This is a genomic window from Pseudomonas sp. B33.4 (assembly GCF_034555375.1).
GTDB lineage: Bacteria > Pseudomonadota > Gammaproteobacteria > Pseudomonadales > Pseudomonadaceae > Aquipseudomonas.
Map to the genome: position 1 here is coordinate 833276 of NZ_CP140706.1, position 20943 is coordinate 854218.

Consider the following 20943-nt stretch of genomic DNA (forward strand, 5'->3'; position numbering starts at 1 on the left):
TGCCGCTCGCGCGCGCAGGTGCATTCATCCAACGAAAAGGAAGTTGTCATGTTGCCGTTTTTGAAAAGTCTGACCACCGCCGCACTGATCCTCGGCAGCGCCTGCGCCAGTGCCGCCGAGGCCGGCAATGCCGATGAGATCATCCGTCAGGTACGCGATCGCAATGACGGGGACAGCTTCATGTCCCAGGTTTCGCTGATCCTGCATGACAAGAAAGGCAATACCCGCGTTCGCGAGTTCACCTACCTGCAAAAGGATTACCCGGACAGCGACAAGTTCAGCATGTACTTTTCCGCGCCGACTGACGTGCGTGACGTTGCCTTCCACATCGAAAACCCGCACGAAACCCTCGGCCAGGAAGACAGCCAGTGGATGTACCTGCCGGTCAGCCGTCAGACCCGCCGCATCTCCACTACCGACAAGCGCGGCTCGTTCATGGGCAGTGAGTATTCGTACGCCGATCTGGACAAGATCCGCGTCAAGGATTACTCGCAGAAGCTCGTCGGCGAAGAACAGATCAAGGGCCGCGACTGCTACGTGATCGAGCGCGAACCGGCGTCCCCAGAGGTGCTGGCCAAGACTGGTTACAACAAGCTGAAGGTGTGGATCGACAAGCAGAATTTCCTGGTCATGCGTCAGGATTTCTTCGACGTCAAAGGTGTGTTGATCAAGCAGATGCGCACGCAGAAAGTCGCAACCATCGACTCGATCGACAGCATCGTGCTCAGTGAGACCGAGCACTTTATCGACGGCACCCGCTCGGAAATGCGCTTCAACCAGTTGCAGTACAACGTCTCGCTGGAAGACCGCCTCTTCACCCAGACCGCCATCAAGCGCGGGCTGAAAACCGGTGACCTGCCGGAATTTGCCGTGTCTGCCCGCTAAGCGCCGCCCCCGACGACCTGGAACTCTTGATCATGGAAAGATATCTGAATTTCGTCGAGCGCTATGCGCGGGCGATTGTTTTCCTGCTGGTGGCGATTACGGCGTATTTCACCTATACGCTGGGCGCGCTGGTGTCCGACACCAACCCTTATCTGCTCAAGGAAAGCCACCCGGCGCGCAAGACCATCATCGATTTGCAGGGTGAGTTCACCGGCACGTTCGACTCGGTGATGGTGGCGCTGAACAATCCGCAGACGGTGTTCAACAAAACCACGCTCAACGCGCTGTTTTCGATGTCGCAGTCGGTGCGCAAGATGATTCTGGCCAACGATGCCGACAAGGAGCAGTTGGCGCAAATCGTGGCCCGGCATGCAGACGACAGCCGTGCGCAGTTGCTGACCCGGGACATTCTCGAGGGTGGTTTTTCGCAGAACGATTACGCCAACGCCAAGGCATTGCGTGATCATGCCCAGAGTCAGCACTGGGACGCCCATGATCAGTTGTTCCTGACCTTTCTCGCCGAGCGGATCAACCCGATCCGCGAAATGGCCTCGATGGGCGACCTGGAAAACATCGTCCTGACCGACGACGGCGAGCTGTTGATCCACAAAACCCTCAATGCCTACGACATGGACCCGGCAGTGGTCGAATCGCAGATCATGGGCAACGAGTTGATGGTCGACGGGGTGGTGTCCAAGGACAAGAAAGTCGCGATGCTGGTGGCCGAACTCGGCACCAAGCAGGACGACGCCCAGGCGCAATTGCGCGCCTATCAGATTGTGCGCGGCATCGTTGCGCAATATCAGGCCGAACACCCGGAGTACAGGGACGAAATCTTCATTGCCGGCATGCCGATCTTCATCGCCGCGCAGCAGGAGATCATTGATCACGACCTGGCCGTGCTGTTTCCGATCGTGTTTTTGCTGATCACGCTGCTGCTGATTTTCTTCTTTCGTAAGCCGCTGGGCGTGCTGTTGCCGCTGTTCAATATTCTGTTCTGTACCATCTGGACCTTGGGCCTGATGGCGTTGCTGCGAGTGCCGTTCGACCTGTTGACCAGTGTGCTGCCGGTGTTCCTGTTCACCATTTGCTGCTCGGATGCGATCCATGTGATGGCGGAGTATTACGAGCAGAAAAGCGCCGGCAAGAGTAATCGCGAGGCCAACCGCGAAACCCAGCGCCTGATGGTGGTGCCGGTGGTGTTGACGACCGTGACGACCATCGCCACGTTCATGATTTCCACCACCAACAACATTGTCAGCATCCGTAATTTCGGCGTGTTCATGTCCATCGGCCTGACCGCGGCGCTGATCATTTCGCTGTTGCTGATTCCGGCGTGGATCGCGATCTGGGGCAAGGATCAGCCGCAGCAAGCCAAGGCTGTGGTGCACCAGGAGTCGATCATCTCGCGGTATCTGGTGGCGTTCTGTGCCTGGATGATCCGCTTTCGCAAACCGATCCTGATGGTCATTCTGCCGCTGCTGGCGCTGGCCACGGTGTTCACGTTCCGCGTCGACATTGAAGACTCCGGCATTGCCTACTTCAAACCGGAAAGCCACATTCGCGTGTCCGATCAGTTCATCAACCACGCCAAAGTAGCGGGCACGGCACCGGGCTGGATCGCGATCGACAGCAAAGAACCGCGCGGCGTGCTGACCACCGAAGTGGTGCAGTTCATCGACAAGCTCGACCACTTCATCAAACAGCAGCCGAATGTCAGTTATGGCTACTCGCTGGCGACTTACGTCAAGCGCATGAACCTGGTGCTCAACGATATGAACCCGGATTATCTGCGGGTGCCGAATGCCGTGGAGAAGGTCACCTCGGTCAATGACGACGGGCAGGTCGAGCGTTTTGAAGTGCCGGGCAACTCACTGATCGAGCAGCACGTGATGCTGTTCGAAAACGGTGGCGGTTCGGACCTGAACAACGTGCTCAACGCCGATTTCTCCAAGGCCTTGACCCTGTACACCATGACATCGTCGGTCGCCAGCGACTATCAGGGCATGCTCGACCGCCTCGACGCCTGGCTACTGGTGAACAAACCGGCCAACCTGGAAGTGACCCACGCCGGAACGCCGTTGATCTGGACGGGCGTGCTGCAGGAAATCACTCAAGGCCAGGTGCTGAGTTTTTCCCTGGCCTTGCTGGTCGTCACGTTGATGATGATGTACTGGCTGAAATCGGTACGCCTCGGTGTGCTCGGCATGTTGACCTTGCTGACCACCTCGGTGACGGTCTACGGCTTCATGTTCCTGTTCGGCATCGAGCTGAACATCGGTACGACGCTGGTGACATTCCTCGTGGTCGGCGTGGTGGATTACGCCGTGCACCTGCTGTCGCGCATCAAGTTGCTGGTACAGCAGGGTATCGAGATCGACGCGGCTATCTTGCAGGCGATGCACAGCGTCGGCCGCTCGACGGTGATCAACGTGGTGATCTTCTCCGTAGGCTTCATGGCGCTGCTGTTTTCCGACTTCAAGCCGATTGTCGATCTGGGCGCACTGGTGGCGATGGCGCTGTTTTCCAGCGGGGTCATGACCATTGTCCTGGTGACGCTGGTATCGCCGTGGTTCTTTGCGGCGATTGCGCCGGTACATGCGCCGGTTCAAGCAGTGCGCACAGAAGGGGAGGCCGTGCCGGGCTGACTCGCCAACGACCGGGCACGTCTGCCCTGAGACGACAGGCGAGCCCGGTCATGCGGCGCAGAAGGGCTTTCAGTTCAGGGTAGTGCCCGGGTTTTTTTCGCCATAACGGGCAATGCGCTCGAACTGACATTCCTGTCGCGCATCGTTGAGGTTGTTTTCGAACGCTTCGAGGCCGTCGTGCAACTGCTGCAAATCGCCGATCTGGGTCACCAGTTCGGCTTTTTTTTCGGCAATGGCTCGTTGCGCCATGTCCCACGGGAATTCGTCGCCGCGGTAGTTGTTGAGGATCACCTGTAGCTCTTTGAGCTTGAAGCCCAATTGCTGGGCGCACTTGATGAACGTCAACACCTCGACACTTTGCTGGCTGTAGATGCGGTATTTGCCTTCACGCTTGGGCTCGGGCAACAGGCCGATTTCTTCGTAATGGCGAATGCTTTTGACAGTGGTGCCCGACAGCTGGGCGGCTTTGCCGATATACATAAAGGTCCGTCTCAATGATCAAACATAGCTAGCGCGATCAGGCGTCATGCCTGATCGGCGGCGATTATATGTCCAATATCATCACAAGGTTGCAGCTGTGCGTAAAAGACGCGCACAGGCGACGGGCGGGCACCGACGGGAACCCGCAGACGGACTGACGACGGCTACGCGCCGTCAGTGTTTCAGCCGTGTTGCGTCAGCAGGCGGCGCTCACGCGGGCTTGCTCCAGCCAGTTTTCGCGTTGTTTCGGTTTGGAGCCCAGAATCGGCCCGAAGGTCAGCGTCTTCAACGGCTTGATCCCGCAGAATTCCAGGGTGGTCTTGCGCATCTGATGCAGCCCCGGCATGCCGTAGACCCATTTGTAATACCAGTACGGGGTGTCCATGGTCACCAGCAGATGCGCGGTACGGCCCTTGAGCAGCTTGTCGGGGAACGCTTTGCCTTCGCGATACTTGAAGGCGAAACCGGGCAGGAAAATCCGGTCGACAAAACCTTTGAGCAACGCCGGAATCCCGCCCCACCAGATCGGATAGACAAACGTCAGGTGTTCGGCCCAGGTGATGTCGGCCTGGGCTTGCAGCAGATCCGGCTCCAGCGGCTGCACCTTGTTGTAGCCTTCGTGCAATACCGGATCGAACGCCAGCGCATCCAGGCGCAACAGGCGGACGTCATGCCCGGCGTCTTTGGCCGCCTGCACGTAGGTCTCGCTCAATGCCCCGCAAAAACTGTCAGTGGAGGGGTGACCCAGAATCACGAGCATTCGTTTGCTCATTGTGTGTACTCCTGAAATGAAGCTCACAGGATAGAGTCTGCCCCTAGCGGTAGAGTCAAGGCATCAGCGCATCGAACAGGGCACGGGCGTAACCGGGCAGGTGATCGAAGTCTCGCGCGCATAGTTGCAAGGTGCGGTTCGCCCAGAGGTCGTCGAGCGGACGGCAGATCAGTGCATGCATGGGTGCCCAGCGCTCGACGGCAACCTTGGGCACGATGGCCAGGCCCGCGCCGCGAGCGACCATGCGCATGACACCGTCAAAGCCATCGGTGCGGATGCGGATGGTCATGCGCTGGCCGATGTGCAGGGCTTGCTCCTCCAGATGAATGGCCAGTGCACTGTTGGCGCCCAGCGCCACGTAGTCATGCGCCAGGGTTTCGCCGAACGTCAGCGAGGCGCGGCTCGCCAGGGCATGGCCCGGCGGCAAAACCAGCACCAGTGGATCATCGCGAAACGCTCGGGTCTGCAAGCCGCTGGTGTCTACCGCGTCAGACACGATGCCCAAATCTGCCGCACCCTGACGCAAGGCGTGGGTGATGCGCGCACTGGGCAGTTCCTGCAAATCAATGTCGAGATTGGGATGGTCGCGCAAGAAATCCGCGAGCACTTCCGGCAGGTATTCAGTAATCGCCGTGGTGTTGCACAGCAAGCGCACCTGACCTTTCACGCCTTGGGCATACTCGGCCAGATCCTGCTGCAGGCGTTCGGCCTGTTGCACAAGGATGCGCGCGTGGTGGGCGAGGGCCTTGCCGGCGGGTGTCGGGGTAACGCCACGGCGCCCGCGCTCAAGAAAATTGCTGCCGAGCGAGGCTTCCATGGCACGGATTCTGGCGCTGGCGGCGGCCAGGGATAAATGGCTGCGGGCGGCGCCGGCGGTGATGTTGCCGGTGTCGAGGATGTGCAGGTAGAGGCGCAGGTCGGTGAGGTCGAAGTGCATGATTGGCAGCCTCTGAAAGTTCTGGTGTCTGGGCTGGCCTCATCGCGAGCAGGCTCACTCCTACATGGGATCTGTGGCGAACGCAAAACCTGTAGGAGTGAGCCTGCTCGCGATGAGGCCAGAAGCCTCAAAAATATATCAGCCTCTTGTCAGGGCAGAGGCAGCCTCAGTATATGGCAGATTTTCAGCCAACCCGGACTGGCGCAGAGTAGCGCCATGAACACTCTCACAGACTTCTACAAACACCTCGGAATAGCCTTGTCTTTGCTGGTCATCATGACCTTCGTCCTCGCCGGCCTGATCAAAGGCGTCATCGGTCTCGGTCTGCCCACCGTCGCCATGGGCTTGCTCGGTCTGGCTATGGCGCCGTCGCAGGCAGCCGCGCTGCTGATCATCCCGGCAACCCTGACCAACGTCTGGCAATTGGCATTCGGCGGACACCTCAAAGGACTGATCAAACGACTGTGGCCAATGCTGCTGCTGATCTTTCTCGGCACGGGCATCGGCACAATGTGGATCGGCATGGCAGGCGGGCATTGGGTGGTGCGCGGGCTCGGCGCGGCATTGTTGCTCTACGCGTTGAGCGGATTGTTTTTGCCAACGTTGCACATCCAGCCACGCCATGAAGCCTGGCTCGGCCCTCTGTGCGGATTGATCACCGGTGTCATCACCTCGGCCACCGGCGTCTTCGTGATTCCGGCGGTGCCGTACCTGCAAGCGCTGGGTTTGAGTCGCGATGAACTGGTGCAGGCACTGGGCCTGTCCTTCACGGTTTCGACGCTGGCGTTGGCCGGTGGATTGCTTTGGCGCGGTGCCCTGGGTGGCGGCGAACTCAGTGCTTCGCTGCTGGCGCTGATTCCGGCCATTCTCGGCATGTTGCTTGGCCAATGGCTGCGCGAACGCATCAGCGCCGTGCTGTTCAAGCGGGTGTTCTTCATCGGTCTGGGCGCGCTCGGCGCCCATCTGCTGATCAGCGGTTAGCCGAAGCTTCGCTGAGCATTTCGATCTGGCGGATATCAAAATCGCGCTGCAGATAATCCATGCGTCGCTCGAAGAATGCCTTCATGTGCGGCAGGTTCGAGTGCACGTCGAGATGCGCCTGGGATGCCCAGATCTCGTAGAAGATGAACAGCGTCGGATCTTCCTTGTCGCGCAGCATGTGGTACTCGATACAACCCGGCTCAGCGCGACTCGGCTCGACATAGGCGCGAAACAGCGCTTCGAAAGCCTCGGATTTTTCCGGGCGGGTCTTGGCGTGCAGGATAAAACCCAGGCGTTCACTCATCACAACAATTCCTCAAATGCAGATGGCCAGGAATGCTATGGCAATAATCGGCATTCGATTCGTGCTTTTTGATCAAATGTATTTTGCGCAACCACGGCTTATTCCGCGCGAGGCAGATCGTTAACCTGCCGCCATTCCATTTTCCCTTCTCCATCCAGCCCTGTGGCTGCGCCGAGGCTTTCTCATGAAAAAAGTGCTGTTGCTCAATGGCGGTAAAAAATTCGCTCACTCCGACGGTCGCTACAACACCACCCTGCACGAAGCCGCACTGAGCGTGCTGGATCGTGGCGGTGTCGACGTCAAAACCACGTTCATCGACGAGGGCTACGACGTCGCCGAAGAAGTGGCGAAATTCCTCTGGGCCGACGTGATCATTTATCAGATGCCGGGCTGGTGGATGGGCGCGCCATGGACGGTGAAAAAGTACCTCGACGAAGTCTTCACCGAAGGCCACGGCAGCCTCTACGCCAGCGATGGCCGCACCCGTTCCGATGCGTCGCAGAAGTACGGCAGCGGTGGCCTGATTCAGGGCAAGCAGTACATGCTGTCGCTGACCTGGAACGCACCGCAGCAGGCCTTTGATGACCCGACTGATTTCTTTGAAGCCAAAGGCGTCGACGCGGTGTACTTCCCGTTTCACAAGGCCAACGAATTTCTCGGTATGACCGGTTTGCCGACATTCCTCTGTGTCGACGTGATGAAGCGTCCGAACATCGAGGCCGATGTGGCGCGTTACGAGCAGCATCTGACCGAGGTGTTTGGCCTCAAGGCTTGAGTGTTTCAAGCTACTATCGGTGGTAACAGCAAAAGATCGCAGCCTGCGGCAGCTCCTACAGCGTTCACATGTAGGAGCTGCCGAAGGCTGCGATCTTGGCGATCTCAAAGAGGACACCCGTGAAAGCCAGATCCGATGAGTTGCAGATTTTCGTCTGCGTGATCGAATGCGGTTCGATTTCCGCCGCCGCTGAGCAGGTCGGGCAAACGCCGTCGGCGGTCAGCCGCACGTTGTCGCGGCTGGAAGCCAAGCTCGACACCACGCTGATCAACCGCACCACGCGGCGCATGGACCTGACCGAGGAGGGCAAATATTTCTTCGAGCAGGCCAAGCTGATTCTCGATCAGATGGATCAACTCGAAGAGCGTCTGTCCTCACGTCAGCAAACCCCGTCCGGGCGCCTGCGCATCAACGCGGCGTCGCCATTCATGCTCCACGCAGTCGTCCCGTACATCGACGAATTCCGCCGCCTCTATCCGGACATCCAGCTCGAACTCAACAGTAATGACCTGATCATTGACCTGCTGGAACAAAGCACCGACATCGCCATCCGCATCGGCACCCTCGCCGATTCGACATTGCACGCGCGTTCGCTTGGTTGCAGTCCGCTGCTGATCGTCGCAAGCCCCGCCTATCTGGAAAAGCACGGCGCGCCGCAGCAAGTGGCGGACTTGAGCGAACACACTTTACTTGGCTTCACTCAGAACGAAGGCCTCAACCAATGGCCGCTACGCTATGTGCACGGCGATCGCTGGCCGATCATCCCGGCGATCAGCGCTTCCAGTGGCGAGACCGTTCGCCACTTGGCGCTGGAAGGGCAGGGCATCGCCTGTCTGTCGCACTTCATGACCATCGATGACATCCGTGCCGGGCGCCTGAAAGTCCTGCTCGGCGAATTCAACAGCGGTTATCGCCAGCCGATCAACGCGGTGTACTACCGAAACTCGCAACTGGCGCTACGCATTCAGTGTTTTCTCGACTTCATTCAGAGCAAGCTCGCCGCTTACGCCAGCGCCGATTTCAAGGGCTGATTCGTGACCTCTGCGCAAGAGTGAATTGGGCGAGGGCGGGTTTTTCCCTCGGATCCACGAGCAGATACTCGTCCCATCACTTACTCACGCAGGGAGTTTCTCCATGAACGTATTCGTCACCGGCGCTGCCGGTTTTATCGGCGGCTCGATCGCCACCGGTCTGGTTCAGGCCGGTCATAAAGTCACCGGTCTGGTGCGCAGCGCCGAACAGGCTGCTGAGTTGAAAGCGCTTGGTATCACCCCGCTCATCGGCACGCTGGATGACAAAGCACTGCTCGCCGAACAGGCTCGCGCTGCCGACGCAGTGATCAACGCCGCCAGCAGCGACCATCGCGGTGCAGTCGAAGCCTTGCTCGACGCGTTACGCGGTTCCAACAAAGTCTTCTTGCACACCAGCGGTTCGAGCATCGTCGGCGATGCGTCGGGCGGTAAGTCCAGCGATGTCATCTACTTTGAAGACAACCTGCCGGAGCCGACCGTCGACAAAGCGGCGCGGGTGGCCATCGACAACCTGATCCTCGCGGCGGCAAAGGATGGCGTAAATTCCGCCGTCATCTGCAACACGCTGATCTACGGCCACAGCCTGGGCGTCAAGCGTGACAGCGTGCAATTGCCGCGACTGCTCAAGCAGGCACGTAAAAGCGGCGTAGTGCGCCACGTCGGCACAGGCCAGAACATCTGGTCCAACGTGCATATCGAAGACGTCGTCGCCCTGTACCTGCTGGCACTGACCAAAAACGTCCCGGGCACGTTCTACTTCGTCGAAAGCGGCGAAGCGTCGTTCATCGACATGACCACCGCCATGGCCGAAGCCCTGAACCTGGGTCAACCGCAAGACTGGCCGCTGAAAGACGCCGAAGCCGAATGGGGCTATGAAATGGCCAACTACGGCCTCGGCTCCAACAGCCGAGTACGTGGCAAACACGCCCGCGAACTGCTGGGCTGGGTGCCGAAGCGTACGTCGGTCGTTGAATGGATTCGTAACGAAATGGTGTGACTGCTGTTTGAGCCCCGCCGGGCTTTGTGATCACCCTTTAGAACGGCTGCCATCGGGCAGCCGTTTTCGTTTCGGGCTTTGCGCTTGTGTCACGCCAGACCTATGGTGCTCTGAACATTGCCAGTTCAGCAGGTACAAGGATGATTAACCGTTATGACGCAGAAGGTGCACAGAGCCGCTTTCAGCCTGGCTCGAAGGATCAAGTGCTGAGCAATAAACTGGGAATTATCGAACCCGAAGACATGGATGATGCAGAGCTGGTTTTGTTGGAAAAGCTCTACCAGTCTGTGCTCATCGAGCATTTGCCTGATCGGTCAATCACTGTTCAGGATCTGAAGGATTGGCATCGACACTGGCTCGGGAATATCTATCCATGGGCGGGCGATGTCCGCGCGGTAAATTTGGGCAAGGATGGATTTTTCTTTGCTGCTGCGCCGCAAATTCCTCGATTGCTCGATGGATTTGAAAAAGACTGCCTGTCCAAATACACGCCATGTGGTCCCGATCTGGATGAGAACCTGATTCGCGCCATCGCTGTAACGCACGTCGAGTTCATCCTGATTCATCCCTTTCGCGAAGGTAACGGACGCTTGTCGCGATTACTGGCGGATGTCATGGCAGTTCAGGCGGGCTACGTGCCGCTGGACTACAGCAGTTGGGAACGAAACAAAGAGGCTTATTTTGCAGCCATCAACCAAGGGCTGAACTGCAACTACGAACCCATGGAGTATTGGGTCCGGCAGGCACTGTGGACTTGAGACGGGGCTACTTGGCCAGAGACAAGTGCAGGAACTTACTGGACCTGAGTTTGAGTTTGCGCTCAATGGTCTCCACGCTTTGACCCGTCTCGATGGCTGTCGAACTGGCAACTGCGCGGATCAACGTTTCGGTTGTCAGTTTTTTTTTGGTGCGAGGCGTGGGGCTCATGGCAGGAACTCCGTGGAGGTTGTCAGGCGAGTATAGCGCTTGGCTGGATTTGAAAAACATGTCCATGGCTGGGTGCCGAAGCGTACGTCGGTGGTTGAATGGATTCGTAACGAAATGGTGTGAGTCGTCCACCAGCTCCCACAGGTTTTGCGCATTTCTGTCTGGAGGAATGCGATCAAAACTGTGGGAGCGAGCCTGCTCGCGAAAGCGGTTTTTCAGTCGATAGAGATGTTGAATGTGAAGCCGCCTTCGCGAGCAGGCTCGCTCCCACATTGGTTTCTCGTTCACCGAAAAGCCATGTAAATCCCTCCCCCTGATTTTCATTAATCACGACAAGACATACCTATTAGCGACACGCCTTGCCTCTCCACGAAAATTACTTTCATGCGGTTTGAAATCTCGATCTCGAAATGATTTATGAGTTTCACAACCCATTCGAACGTGACCCTTTCGAGGAGTACCGCATGACGCCTTCCTTCGGCTATTGGCTGCTGGTTTATGCCGCCGTCGCCATCATTGCGCTGATCGTGTTGATCGCCCGTTACCGGCTCAATCCGTTCATCGTCATCACCCTGATTTCCATTGGTCTGGCGCTGGTCGCGGGCATGCCGCCGTCGGGCGTGGTGGGGGCGTATGAGGCCGGGGTGGGCAAGACGCTGGGGCATATTGCGCTGGTGGTCGCGTTGGGGACGATGCTCGGCAAGATGATGGCCGAGTCAGGTGGCGCCGAGCAGATGGCGCGCACGCTGATCGACAAGTTTGGTGAGAAGAATGCGCACTGGGCGATGGTCTGCATCGCCTTTCTGGTCGGGCTGCCGCTGTTCTTCGAAGTCGGTTTTGTGTTGCTGGTGCCGATCGCGTTCACCGTGGCCCGGCGCGTTGGCGTGTCGATTCTGATGGTCGGTTTGCCAATGGTCGCCGGCCTGTCGGTGGTGCATGCGCTGGTGCCGCCGCACCCGGCGGCGATGTTGGCAGTGCAGGCTTATCAGGCGTCGGTCGGGCAGACCTTGCTGTACGCGATTGCCATCGGTATTCCGACCGCGATCATTGCTGGCCCGCTGTACGCCAAATTCATCGTGCCGCGCATTCAACTGCCGGCGGATAACCCGCTGGAAAAACAATTCCTCGACCGCGAACCGCGCGACAAACTGCCGGGTTTCGGCATCACCATGGCAACCATTCTGTTGCCCGTGGTGTTGATGCTGATCGGCGGCTGGGCCAACCTGATTTCCACGCCGGGCAGTAGTTTCAACCAGTTCCTGTTGTTCATCGGCAACTCGGTGATTGCGCTGCTGCTGGCGACCTTGTTGAGCTTCTGGACGCTGGGTATCGCCCAGGGTTTCAACCGCGAATCGATCCTCAAATTCACCAACGAATGTCTGGCACCTACCGCCAGTATCACCTTGCTGGTCGGTGCTGGCGGTGGCTTGAACCGCATTCTGGTCGACGCGGGCGTCACCGATCAGATTGTCGGCCTCGCTCATGAGTTTCACTTGTCGCCGCTGATCATGGGGTGGTTGTTTGCTGCGTTGATGCGCATCGCCACCGGTTCTGCAACCGTGGCCATGACCACTGCGTCCGGCGTGGTCGCGCCGGTGGCCATTGGTCTGGGATATCCACACCCTGAGTTGTTGGTGCTGGCGACTGGCGCTGGCTCGGTTATCTTTTCCCACGTCAACGACGGCGGCTTCTGGTTGATCAAGGAATACTTCAACATGACGGTCGCGCAGACGTTCAAGACCTGGACCGTGCTTGAGACGCTGATCTCGCTGGTCGCTTTCGGTCTGACCGTCGGCCTTTCTTACTTGCTGTAACCGGAGCCCGCCGCCCATGGACATCCTCTACCAGATCCGCGCCCGCCAGGATTCCTTCAGCGCCGGCGAAGGCCGCATCGCCCGTTTGATGCTCGATGACGTCGGTTTTGCCGCGAGCGCCAGCCTCGAAGACCTCGCCCAACGCGCTGAAGTCAGCACTGCCACGCTGTCGCGTTTCGCCCGCACCGTGGGCTGTCGCGACCTGCGTGATCTGCGTCTGCAACTGGCGCAGGCCAGCGGCGTTGGCAGCCGTTTTCTCGACCCGGCGGGCACGCCTGAGCAGTCGGCATTCTATGGGCAGATTGTCGGCGACATCGAAACCACGTTGCGTCAGCATCTGGCCGGATTCGATGAATCACGCTTCGCCGATGCGGTGAAACTGCTCGGCCAGGCGCGGATGATTCATGCGTTCGGCATGGGCGGTTGCTCGACCCTGTGCAGCGACGAATTGCAGGTACGCCTGGTGCGCCTCGGCTATCCGATCGCGGTGTGCCATGACGCGGTGATGATGCGTGTCACCGCCGCCAGCCTGAACGCCGAGCAAGTGCTTATCGTCTGTTCGCTGACCGGAATCACCCCGGAATTGCTCGAGACCGTGGAACTGGCGCGCAACTACGGCGCACGTATTCTGGCGATCACCCGCGCCGACTCGCCACTGGCAGAACTGGCCGACATCGTCCTGCCGCTGCAAGGCGCAGAAACTTCGTTCATCTACAAACCGACGGCGGCGCGCTACGGCATGCTGCTCGCCATCGACGTGCTCGCGACCGAACTGGCGCTGGCCAATCCTGAAGACAATCAAGAACGTCTGCGGCGCATAAAACTGGCCCTCGACGAATACCGTGGCGGCGACGATCACCTGCCGCTGGGAGACTGACATGCTGTACGACACGCTGATTCGCAATGCCCTGATCATTGATGGCAGCAATGCGCCTGGTTACCGCGCTGACGTGGCGATTCGCGATGGCCGCATCGAGCGCATCGGTGATTTGCACGATGCCACGGCGACCGAAGAAATCGACGCGGCCGGCCGTGTGCTGGCGCCGGGTTTTATCGACGTGCACACCCATGACGACACCGTAGTCATCCGTCAGCCAGAGATGCTGCCCAAGCTTAGCCAAGGCGTGACCACGGTGATTGTCGGCAACTGCGGGATCAGCGCGTCGCCCGTGACGTTGAAGGGCAATCCGCCAGATCCGATGAACCTGCTCGGCACCGCGGCGGCATTCGTTTATCCACGCTTCAGCGATTACCGCGCGGCGGTCGAAGCGGCCAATACCACGCTGAACGTGGCGGCACTGATCGGCCATACGGCGCTGCGCAGCAATCATCTGGATGACCTGTTTCGCACCGCAACGCCGGACGAAATCGCTGCGATGCGTGAGCAACTGCGCGAAAGTCTTGAGGCTGGTGCGTTGGGCTTATCCACAGGTCTGGCCTACGCCAGCGCCTATAACGCCTCGACCGATGAAGTGAAGCAACTGACCGAGGAACTGACCGCGTTCGGCGCGGTGTACACCACGCACCTGCGCAGTGAATTCGAACCGGTGCTGGAGGCGATGGAAGAAGCGTTCAGCATTGGCCGTCACTCGCGTTCACCGGTGATTATTTCCCACCTCAAGTGTGCCGGCGTCGGCAACTGGGGGCGCAGTCCGCAATTGCTTGCCTCATTGGAAGAGGCCGCTAAAACCCAGCACGTGGGGTGCGACTGCTATCCCTATGCGGCGAGTTCATCGACGCTGGATCTGAAGCAAGTCACCGACGCCCACCGCATCACCATCACCTGGTCGACGCCGCACCCGCAAGTCAGCGGTCGCGACCTGATCGACATCGCCGCCGAATGGAATCTGCCGCTGCTCGACGCCGCCAAACGCCTGCAACCGTCCGGTGCGGTGTACTACGGCATGGACGAGGCGGATGTACGAAGAATCCTCGCGCATCCGTTGTCGATGGTCGGGTCTGACGGACTGCCGGAAGACCCGTTCCCGCACCCGCGCCTGTGGGGTGCTTTCCCTCGGGTGCTCGGACATTTCAGTCGTGACGTCGGGCTGTTTCCGCTGCACACCGCCGTACACAAGATGACCGGTTTGTCGGCGGCGCGATTCGGCTTGAAGGAACGGGGCGAGATTCGTGAAGGGTATTGGGCGGATCTGGTGTTGTTCGATCCGGCGACCGTACGTGATGTCGCGGATTTCAACGACCCGCAGCGTGCAGCGCAGGGCATCGATGGTGTGTGGATCAACGGTGTATTGAGTTACCGCGACGGGCAGGCAAACGGTCGCAGGGAAGGGCGCTTTCTCGCTCGACAGGGTGATCTGCGTGACAACTTTCACTGAGGTTTCGCGGACTGCGTCACAGTGATGGCATATTGCAATTAAAGAAAGCCATCAACAGGCCGAATTGCTGACATCCACCCCGTCTACACTGTGGGGCCAATCAGTCAGGGAGCACCCCATGAGCTTCGGCAAAACCACCCCGATCCTGCGGATCTTCGATGAAGCGAAGGCTGTCGAGTTTTACGTCGACTTCCTCGGCTTCCAGATCGACTGGCAGCATCGCTTCGAGGCGAATTTCCCGTTGTATCTGCAGGTGTCGCGCGGTGAATGTGTGCTGCATTTGTCCGAGCATCATGGCGATGCGTGCCCGGGTTCGGCGCTGCGGATCGAGACCGATGAGCTGGAGGCGTTTCAGCAGCAGTTGGTGGCCAAGGATTACAAGTTTTCGCATCCGGGTATTCAGGCGATGCCGTGGGGGAGTCAGGACATGACGATCGTTGATCCGTTTGGTAATCGGCTGGTGTTTACCAACGCGATCAGTGTTTGAGCTGAAAAGAGCCCCTCACCCTAACCCTCTCCCGGAGGGAGAGGGGACTGATTGTGGGATGCTTTCGAGTTACGTCGACCTGAATATGCTTTGCTGAATCCATAATCGACTCGGTCGTTCAGGTCGATGTACAACGCCAGACACTTCGGTCGGCTCCCTCTCCCTCCGGGAGAGGGCTGGGGTGAGGGGAAAAATCGCAACCCAGACAAAAAAGCCCGCTGCCGAACCACCAAGGTCTGACAGCGGGCTTTTTCGTCACTCGGTCGGCACTAACTTGTCCAGTATGCGATTAACCGCCAGCTCCGCTAGCATCACCACTTGAGCGATGCCTTGCAGGGTTTTGCGGTGCGTGCCTTCGACCATCGCTGCGTGGTTATGCAGCATCACGGTGGCCGAGCCGAGGGTTTCACTGGCATCGACCAGCAGCGACTCGGTATCAGCTTCGGGGTCGGTCATGTACAGCTTGTTGGGTTTGTAGGGCGCGGCCATGATCTCGGCGGTTGGTGGTCCGAGGTAATGGTCGAGGGCGCGCTCGGCGGCTTCGTGGAATTTCTTTGAGTCGGGGGATTCGTACGGGGAGCCCGGGTCGGTGACCGGTGGGTTTGGCGTTACTTTGAACATTGAGTCTTTCTCCAGAAGAGCCGCAGCCATCTCGCTACTAAACGAGAGGGGTGGCAGCTGTGCGCAAGTTAGTAGACCGGCAGAAGACTCAAGATCCGGCGCACCCGAAGATGCCATGCGCACAGCTACCATCAAGTGCAAGCGAAAGCCCGACTGGATGATTCTTGTGCAACCGTAAGTCAACTAATCCGGGCTACTAAACCCGATCACTGGGAATCAGTGACCCGATTGAAGTTACGCAGCAAGCCCTGGGCGCACAAGCCGGCGGATTCTGGCTTAGGCGTAGGTTACGGCGCAAGGATTTGTGGGCTGTTTCGCGTAACGCTGAGTGTCTTTAAACACCTGTAATGCTGGATGTTTATTACGCTCAAGTATCGAAGATTTGCCTGTAGGAATCGGGTGCTGCAACTGACGCCATCGCTGGCAAGCCAGCTCCCACAGGTTTACGTGCAAGCAATCGATTTTGTGGACGACTCGGACACTGTGGGAGCTGGCTTGCCAGCGATGAGGCCGGAACAATCACCCGCGATGCATCTGCCGAAACTCCCCCGGCGGCATCCCGCGCCGACTCTTGAACGTGCGATGAAACGAGCGGGGTTCGGTAAACCCCAGATACTGCGCAATGTCCTGAATCGGCAACGTGCTATTGAGCAAATAATGCTCAGCCAGCTCCTGGCGCAAATCATCGAGAATCTGCTGATACGACGTCCCCGCCTGATGCAACTGCCGCTGCAACGTCCGCACGGAAACGCTCAACTGCTCGGCAACCTGCTCCTTGCGCGGCAAACCCTCCTTGAGCAACTGCCGCAGGATGTTCTTCACCTGCTGCTCAAGCGACGCATCCTCCAGCGTCGCCATCAACCCCAGCGCATGTTCTTCCAGTGTGCGCAGCAATTGCGCATCGGCCTGACGCAACGGTAACTGCAAATACGCCAGCGGCACGACCAGCGCCGAATACGGCTGATCGAACAACACCGGGCAATCGAAAAACGCTTCGTACTGTGCCGGCGTAGCCTCGGCCGGGCACGCATGTTCGAGCCAGACAGCGGCCGGCGACATCTGCGTATCAGCGATCCAGCGTGCGTATTGCAGCCATGAGCCGAGCACATTTTCCACCAGATGCCGACGAATCCGTGGACGCTGATAACGGCACGTCCAGATCAGATGCACGTGGCCATCCAGTACCTCGGCGCGGCTGACGCCCATGTCGCCGACCAGTTTTTCGAACGGCATGATCCGGCTCATCGCATCGCCCAGCGTCGCGCAGTTCATGGTGATGTAGCCGAGCACACTCCACGAATTGGGCAGGACGAAATTCGCCGCGTTAAGCCCGAACAGCGGATCGCCCGAGTGTTCGCAGAAATAATCCAGCAAGCGTTCATGCGCTTCACCGGGCAAACGCAGGGTGTTATCGCTCAACTGCTGCGCCTGCAAACCCGCTGCCGTCAACGCCGGCTCGATGGCCATGCCCAGCTGTTCGGCATGGCGCAGGTACTTGAGCAGTGGCGGAACTGAAGTGAAGCCCAGCGATTGCATGATCCCATTCCTTTGATCAATGGCGGCGGAGGCGGACGAATAGCCTGAAAGGTAATTTGAAACCCCGACTAAAGTAAATGGCTGACGCTTGCGCGACGTTTGACTCAATTGGCTACACGAACTGGCCGGATGCGACCGTGACACTTTTCGGCCGCTGGCTAGTATGGGGGCCTGAAATATCACTGATCCGACGGTTAAAAGGACACACGCATGCGACGCTGGAACGGCTGGGGAGAGGCAAGCACGGTGGTCGAACTGCCGGCCCAGGGCGCGGAGTTTCTTCATGAACGACTGGGCGAGGGGCGCGCGCTGCCCGATGCTTCGCTCGAAAAAGCATTGGCCCGCGTACCGGCCTCGCGGTTGCAGGCGCACACCTTGTACAGCGTCGATGCCCACGACCGCTTACTGCATGCCCGGGGCCAGAGCCTGCCGGACTGGCTGGCGTTGCGCGAAGGGGCGTTGGGCAACTATCCGGATGCGGTGGCGTTCCCCGAGACCGCTGAACACATTCGCCAATTGCTGGCGCTGGCTCACGAGCAGGACCTGTGCCTGATCCCGTATGGCGGCGGCACGTCTGTGGCCGGGCACATCAATCCGCCGGATTCTGCGCGGCCGGTGGTGACGGTGTCGCTGGCGCGGATGAATCGCCTGATCGACCTCGACGAACAGAGCCTGCTGGCGAAGTTTGGTCCCGGTGCGAGTGGCCCGCAGGTGGAAAGTCAGCTGCGTGCGCGGGGCTATACGCTGGGGCATTTCCCGCAGTCGTGGGAGTTGTCGACGTTGGGCGGTTGGGTCGCCAGCCGTTCCAGCGGTCAGCAGTCGTTGCGCTATGGCCGGATCGAGCAGTTATTTGCTGGCGGCACTTTGGAAACGTTCGCCGGGCCGATGCACATTCCAACCTTCCCGGCCTCTGCCGCCGGACCTGATCTGCGCGAAGTGGTGCTTGGTTGCGAGGGCCGTTTCGGGATCATTTCCGAGGTCAAGGTGCGGGTCAGCGCCTTGCCCGCCGATGAGCGTTTCTACGGTGTGTTTCTACCTGATTGGCCGCAGGCACTCAGCGCCATCCGCCAATTGGCTCAGGCGCGCGTACCGCTGTCGATGCTGCGCCTGTCCAACGCCGTGGAAACCGAAACACAACTGGCACTGGCCGGTCATCCGCAACAAATCGCCTGGCTGGAAAAGTACCTGAACCTACGCGGCGCAGGGGCGGGCAAATGCCTGCTGACCTTCGGCGTGACCGGTAATCGCCGACAAAATGCGCTGTCGCTGAAGCAGGCCCGAGAACACCTCAAAGCCTTCGGCGGTGTGTTCACCGGCACCTTGCTCGGCAAGAAATGGGCGCAGAACCGTTTCCGCTTCCCTTACCTGCGCGAGAATCTATGGAACGCCGGTTACGTGGTCGACACCCTCGAAACCGCTACCGACTGGAGCAACGTCGACAACCTGCTCCACCTCGTCGAAAACAGCCTGCGCGATGCCTTGGCCGCCGAAGGCGAACGCGTGCATGTGTTCACCCACCTGTCCCATGTCTATGGCGAAGGTTCGAGCATCTACACCACTTACGTGTTTCGCCCGGCAGCGGATTACCCGGCGACGCTGGCGCGCTGGAAAGCGCTCAAACACGCGGCCAGTCAGACGATCGTCGACAACCACGGCACCATCAGCCACCAGCACGGCGTCGGCAAGGATCACGCTCCGTATCTGCTACGGGAGAAGGGCGCACTGGCGATGGATACCTTGCAGGCGCTGAGCAAACACTTCGATCCGGCCGGGCGCCTCAACCCCGGCACGCTGCTGCCGGAATGACGGCCATGAATCAGGACTGGAACGCCGCATGGCGCCAGCAGATTTTGCCGACGCTGGCCGAGGAAACCTGGGATCTGATCGTCATCGGCGGCGGCATCAGCGGCGCTGGCATTCTGCGTGAAGCGGCGCGCCGAGGTTGGCGCTGCCTGTTGCTGGAGCAGCGCGACTTTGCCTGGGGCACCTCCAGCCGATCATCGAAAATGGTCCATGGCGGTTTGCGTTATATCGCCAAGGGCCAGTGGCGCCTGACCCGCGACTCGGTGCGCGAGCGCCAGCGCTTGCTTGATGAAGTCCCGGGACTGGTCGAGCCGATGAGTTTCATGATGCCGCACTATCGCGGCGGCTTTCCCGGACCTCGGGTGTTGGGTGGCTTGCTGAGCGTTTACGACGCTTTGGCGGGACGACGCAGCCATCGTTTTCATGATGCGCAACAGCTCCGATATCTGGCGCCGGGCGTGAGGGAAAGTGACTTGCTCGGCGGCACCAGTTTCGTCGACGCGCTGACTGATGATGCGCGGTTGGTGATGCGTGTGTTGAGCGAAGCGCGGGCCGATGGCGCTGTCGTGGTCAATGGCGTTCGCGTCGAACATTTGCTGCGAGAAAACGGCCGTGTTTGCGGCGTTCAGATCGAAGATTGCGAGGCCGGCGCGACTCTGCAATTGCACTGTGGCGTGCTCGCCGTGGCGACGGGTGCGTGGGCTGAACGCTTGCGTCCGGCAGAGGCACCCCGGCAATTGCGACCGTTGCGCGGCAGCCATTTGTTGCTGCCGGGTTGGCGTCTGCCGGTGGCGCAGGCGTTCACGTTTCTGCATGAGCGTGATCGGCGACCGGTGTTTGTTTTCCCTTGGGAGGGCGCCACGGTGGTGGGCACCACGGACCTCGATCACCATGAGGATCTGGATCAGAGCGCGAGCATCAGCGGCGAAGAACTCGACTACCTGCTGGCCGCCTGCACGCAACAATTTCCCGGCGCGCAAGTGAGTGCTTCGGATGTGCTGTCGACATGGTCCGGCGTGCGTCCGGTGGTCGGCAGTGCGGCGGGTAATCATCAAGACAAACCCTCGAACGAAACCCGTGAACATGTGCTGTGGCAGGAGCCCGGTTGCGTGACCCTGGCCGGCGGCAAGCTGACCACGTTTCGTCCACAAGCCATCGAAGTGTTAGAGGCCTGCGCGGCCATGCTCGAACGTCCGTTCGTCGATGACGCCGCGCCGGTGTTTGCCGCTGTCCCTGCGCTGGCGATTCCAGAGTTGAGCAGCCATCAGTGGCGACGTCTGGCCGGGCGACATGGGCACGACTTGCCAAGGCTGGCGCAACTGCTCAGGGAGATCGGTCATGACACGGTCGGCGCTACAGATACGCTGTGGGCCGAACTGGCCTTCGCCTGTGAGTCGGAAATGGTTCTGCACCTCGACGATCTGCTCCTGCGCCGCACGCGTCTCGGTCTGCTGTTGCCGCGCGGTGGCGAAGAGTATTTCGCCGCCATCCGCCAGCTCTGCCAGCCGCGACTGGGCTGGAGCGCCGATCACTGGCAGCAGGAAACTCAGCGTTATCGGGCGTTGTGGCAACGCCATCATGGTTTGCCGGATGCCACGCCTTGATGCCC

Annotated in this window: 19 protein-coding genes; 13 read left to right on the forward strand and 6 right to left on the reverse strand. The window is 59.5% G+C overall.

Going from position 1 to position 20943, the window contains the following annotated elements; translation table 11 throughout:
* The first annotated feature begins 48 nt into the window (after positions 1-48).
* Both U6037_RS03550 and U6037_RS03555 read left to right on the forward strand, forming a co-directional pair.
* The gene (locus tag U6037_RS03550) at positions 49-885 is read left to right on the forward strand and encodes an outer membrane lipoprotein-sorting protein (protein ID WP_322845826.1); all 837 of its coding nucleotides are present in this window, start codon (positions 49-51) and stop codon (positions 883-885) included.
* A gap of 32 nt (positions 886-917) precedes the next feature.
* Entirely contained in the window at positions 918-3533 is a 2616-nt protein-coding gene (locus tag U6037_RS03555) for an efflux RND transporter permease subunit (protein WP_322845827.1), read from the forward strand.
* Positions 3534-3602: 69 nt separating this feature from the next.
* On the opposite strand, the gene U6037_RS03560 is transcribed toward U6037_RS03555, so the two are convergent.
* From U6037_RS03560 to U6037_RS03570, 3 genes are all read right to left on the reverse strand, one after another.
* Entirely contained in the window at positions 3603-4013 is a 411-nt protein-coding gene (locus U6037_RS03560; protein WP_100846316.1) for a MerR family transcriptional regulator, read from the reverse strand.
* Positions 4014-4209: 196 nt separating this feature from the next.
* A complete protein-coding gene (locus tag U6037_RS03565; RefSeq protein WP_150651877.1) occupies positions 4210-4785 on the reverse strand; it encodes an NAD(P)H-dependent oxidoreductase in 576 nt (191 codons plus the stop codon).
* Positions 4786-4840: 55 nt separating this feature from the next.
* The gene (locus U6037_RS03570) at positions 4841-5722 is read right to left on the reverse strand and encodes a LysR substrate-binding domain-containing protein (RefSeq protein WP_322845828.1); all 882 of its coding nucleotides are present in this window, start codon (positions 5720-5722) and stop codon (positions 4841-4843) included.
* A 216-nt stretch (positions 5723-5938) separates the two neighbouring features.
* Here U6037_RS03570 and U6037_RS03575 point away from each other — a divergent pair, with 216 nt between their 5' ends.
* Positions 5939-6703, forward strand: coding sequence for a sulfite exporter TauE/SafE family protein (locus tag U6037_RS03575; protein ID WP_322845829.1), 765 nt, complete (start codon positions 5939-5941; stop codon positions 6701-6703).
* Here the strand turns inward: U6037_RS03575 and U6037_RS03580 are convergent.
* Positions 6693-7007 carry a putative quinol monooxygenase gene (locus U6037_RS03580; protein WP_242205472.1) on the reverse strand — a complete coding sequence of 105 codons (315 nt, stop codon included), beginning with the start codon at positions 7005-7007 and terminating at the stop codon, positions 6693-6695. The genes U6037_RS03575 and U6037_RS03580 overlap by 11 nt on opposite strands.
* Before the next feature lie 184 nt (positions 7008-7191).
* Between U6037_RS03580 and U6037_RS03585 the strand changes: the two genes are divergently transcribed.
* The 8 genes from U6037_RS03585 to U6037_RS03620 all read left to right on the forward strand — a co-directional run bounded on the left by U6037_RS03585 (position 7192) and on the right by U6037_RS03620 (position 15374).
* Positions 7192-7782, forward strand: coding sequence for an NAD(P)H-dependent oxidoreductase (locus U6037_RS03585; protein WP_077570944.1), 591 nt, complete (start codon positions 7192-7194; stop codon positions 7780-7782).
* Between the two features lie 119 nt (positions 7783-7901).
* Positions 7902-8813, forward strand: coding sequence for a LysR family transcriptional regulator (locus U6037_RS03590; protein ID WP_322845830.1), 912 nt, complete (start codon positions 7902-7904; stop codon positions 8811-8813).
* 103 nt (positions 8814-8916) lie between these two features.
* Positions 8917-9810, forward strand: coding sequence for an NAD-dependent epimerase/dehydratase family protein (locus U6037_RS03595; protein WP_322845831.1), 894 nt, complete (start codon positions 8917-8919; stop codon positions 9808-9810).
* A gap of 140 nt (positions 9811-9950) precedes the next feature.
* Positions 9951-10568, forward strand: a complete 618-nt coding sequence (locus U6037_RS03600) for a Fic/DOC family protein (protein ID WP_322845832.1) — start codon at positions 9951-9953, stop codon at positions 10566-10568.
* A gap of 633 nt (positions 10569-11201) precedes the next feature.
* Entirely contained in the window at positions 11202-12551 is a 1350-nt protein-coding gene (locus tag U6037_RS03605) for a GntP family permease (RefSeq protein ID WP_322845833.1), read from the forward strand.
* A gap of 16 nt (positions 12552-12567) precedes the next feature.
* Complete coding sequence (locus U6037_RS03610) at positions 12568-13428, forward strand: MurR/RpiR family transcriptional regulator (RefSeq protein ID WP_095191405.1); 861 nt, start codon at positions 12568-12570, stop codon at positions 13426-13428.
* Between the two features lies 1 nt (position 13429).
* Positions 13430-14887: a D-aminoacylase gene (locus U6037_RS03615; protein WP_322845834.1), complete on the forward strand. Its 1458-nt coding sequence runs from the start codon at positions 13430-13432 to the stop codon at positions 14885-14887.
* 118 nt (positions 14888-15005) lie between these two features.
* Positions 15006-15374, forward strand: a complete 369-nt coding sequence (locus tag U6037_RS03620; protein ID WP_322845835.1) for a glyoxalase superfamily protein — start codon at positions 15006-15008, stop codon at positions 15372-15374.
* A gap of 255 nt (positions 15375-15629) precedes the next feature.
* On the opposite strand, the gene U6037_RS03625 is transcribed toward U6037_RS03620, so the two are convergent.
* Together U6037_RS03625 and U6037_RS03630 are read right to left on the reverse strand one after the other, a co-directional pair.
* A complete protein-coding gene (locus tag U6037_RS03625; RefSeq protein WP_322845836.1) occupies positions 15630-15995 on the reverse strand; it encodes a DUF6124 family protein in 366 nt (121 codons plus the stop codon).
* 519 nt (positions 15996-16514) lie between these two features.
* Complete coding sequence (locus tag U6037_RS03630; RefSeq protein ID WP_322845837.1) at positions 16515-17531, reverse strand: AraC family transcriptional regulator; 1017 nt, start codon at positions 17529-17531, stop codon at positions 16515-16517.
* Between the two features lie 210 nt (positions 17532-17741).
* Here U6037_RS03630 and U6037_RS03635 point away from each other — a divergent pair, with 210 nt between their 5' ends.
* On the forward strand, positions 17742-19337 hold the full coding sequence (locus U6037_RS03635) for an FAD-binding oxidoreductase (RefSeq protein ID WP_322845838.1): 1596 nt from the start codon (positions 17742-17744) through the stop codon (positions 19335-19337).
* 5 nt (positions 19338-19342) lie between these two features.
* On the forward strand, positions 19343-20938 hold the full coding sequence (locus U6037_RS03640; RefSeq protein WP_322845839.1) for a glycerol-3-phosphate dehydrogenase/oxidase: 1596 nt from the start codon (positions 19343-19345) through the stop codon (positions 20936-20938).
* Positions 20939-20943: the final 5 nt, after the last annotated feature.

Coding starts and splice junctions, on each gene's coding strand:
- U6037_RS03565 (WP_150651877.1), bottom strand. CDS start 4,785: ATGAGCAAACGAATGCTCGTGATTCTGGGTCACCCCTCCACTGACAGT.
- U6037_RS03615 (WP_322845834.1), top strand. CDS start 13,430: ATGCTGTACGACACGCTGATTCGCAATGCCCTGATCATTGATGGCAGC.
- U6037_RS03605 (WP_322845833.1), top strand. CDS start 11,202: ATGACGCCTTCCTTCGGCTATTGGCTGCTGGTTTATGCCGCCGTCGCC.
- U6037_RS03560 (WP_100846316.1), bottom strand. CDS start 4,013: ATGTATATCGGCAAAGCCGCCCAGCTGTCGGGCACCACTGTCAAAAGC.
- U6037_RS03600 (WP_322845832.1), top strand. CDS start 9,951: ATGATTAACCGTTATGACGCAGAAGGTGCACAGAGCCGCTTTCAGCCT.
- U6037_RS03580 (WP_242205472.1), bottom strand. CDS start 7,007: ATGAGTGAACGCCTGGGTTTTATCCTGCACGCCAAGACCCGCCCGGAA.
- U6037_RS03630 (WP_322845837.1), bottom strand. CDS start 17,531: ATGCAATCGCTGGGCTTCACTTCAGTTCCGCCACTGCTCAAGTACCTG.
- U6037_RS03610 (WP_095191405.1), top strand. CDS start 12,568: ATGGACATCCTCTACCAGATCCGCGCCCGCCAGGATTCCTTCAGCGCC.
- U6037_RS03620 (WP_322845835.1), top strand. CDS start 15,006: ATGAGCTTCGGCAAAACCACCCCGATCCTGCGGATCTTCGATGAAGCG.
- U6037_RS03640 (WP_322845839.1), top strand. CDS start 19,343: ATGAATCAGGACTGGAACGCCGCATGGCGCCAGCAGATTTTGCCGACG.
- U6037_RS03575 (WP_322845829.1), top strand. CDS start 5,939: ATGAACACTCTCACAGACTTCTACAAACACCTCGGAATAGCCTTGTCT.
- U6037_RS03595 (WP_322845831.1), top strand. CDS start 8,917: ATGAACGTATTCGTCACCGGCGCTGCCGGTTTTATCGGCGGCTCGATC.
- U6037_RS03555 (WP_322845827.1), top strand. CDS start 918: ATGGAAAGATATCTGAATTTCGTCGAGCGCTATGCGCGGGCGATTGTT.
- U6037_RS03585 (WP_077570944.1), top strand. CDS start 7,192: ATGAAAAAAGTGCTGTTGCTCAATGGCGGTAAAAAATTCGCTCACTCC.
- U6037_RS03625 (WP_322845836.1), bottom strand. CDS start 15,995: ATGTTCAAAGTAACGCCAAACCCACCGGTCACCGACCCGGGCTCCCCG.
- U6037_RS03635 (WP_322845838.1), top strand. CDS start 17,742: ATGCGACGCTGGAACGGCTGGGGAGAGGCAAGCACGGTGGTCGAACTG.
- U6037_RS03570 (WP_322845828.1), bottom strand. CDS start 5,722: ATGCACTTCGACCTCACCGACCTGCGCCTCTACCTGCACATCCTCGAC.
- U6037_RS03550 (WP_322845826.1), top strand. CDS start 49: ATGTTGCCGTTTTTGAAAAGTCTGACCACCGCCGCACTGATCCTCGGC.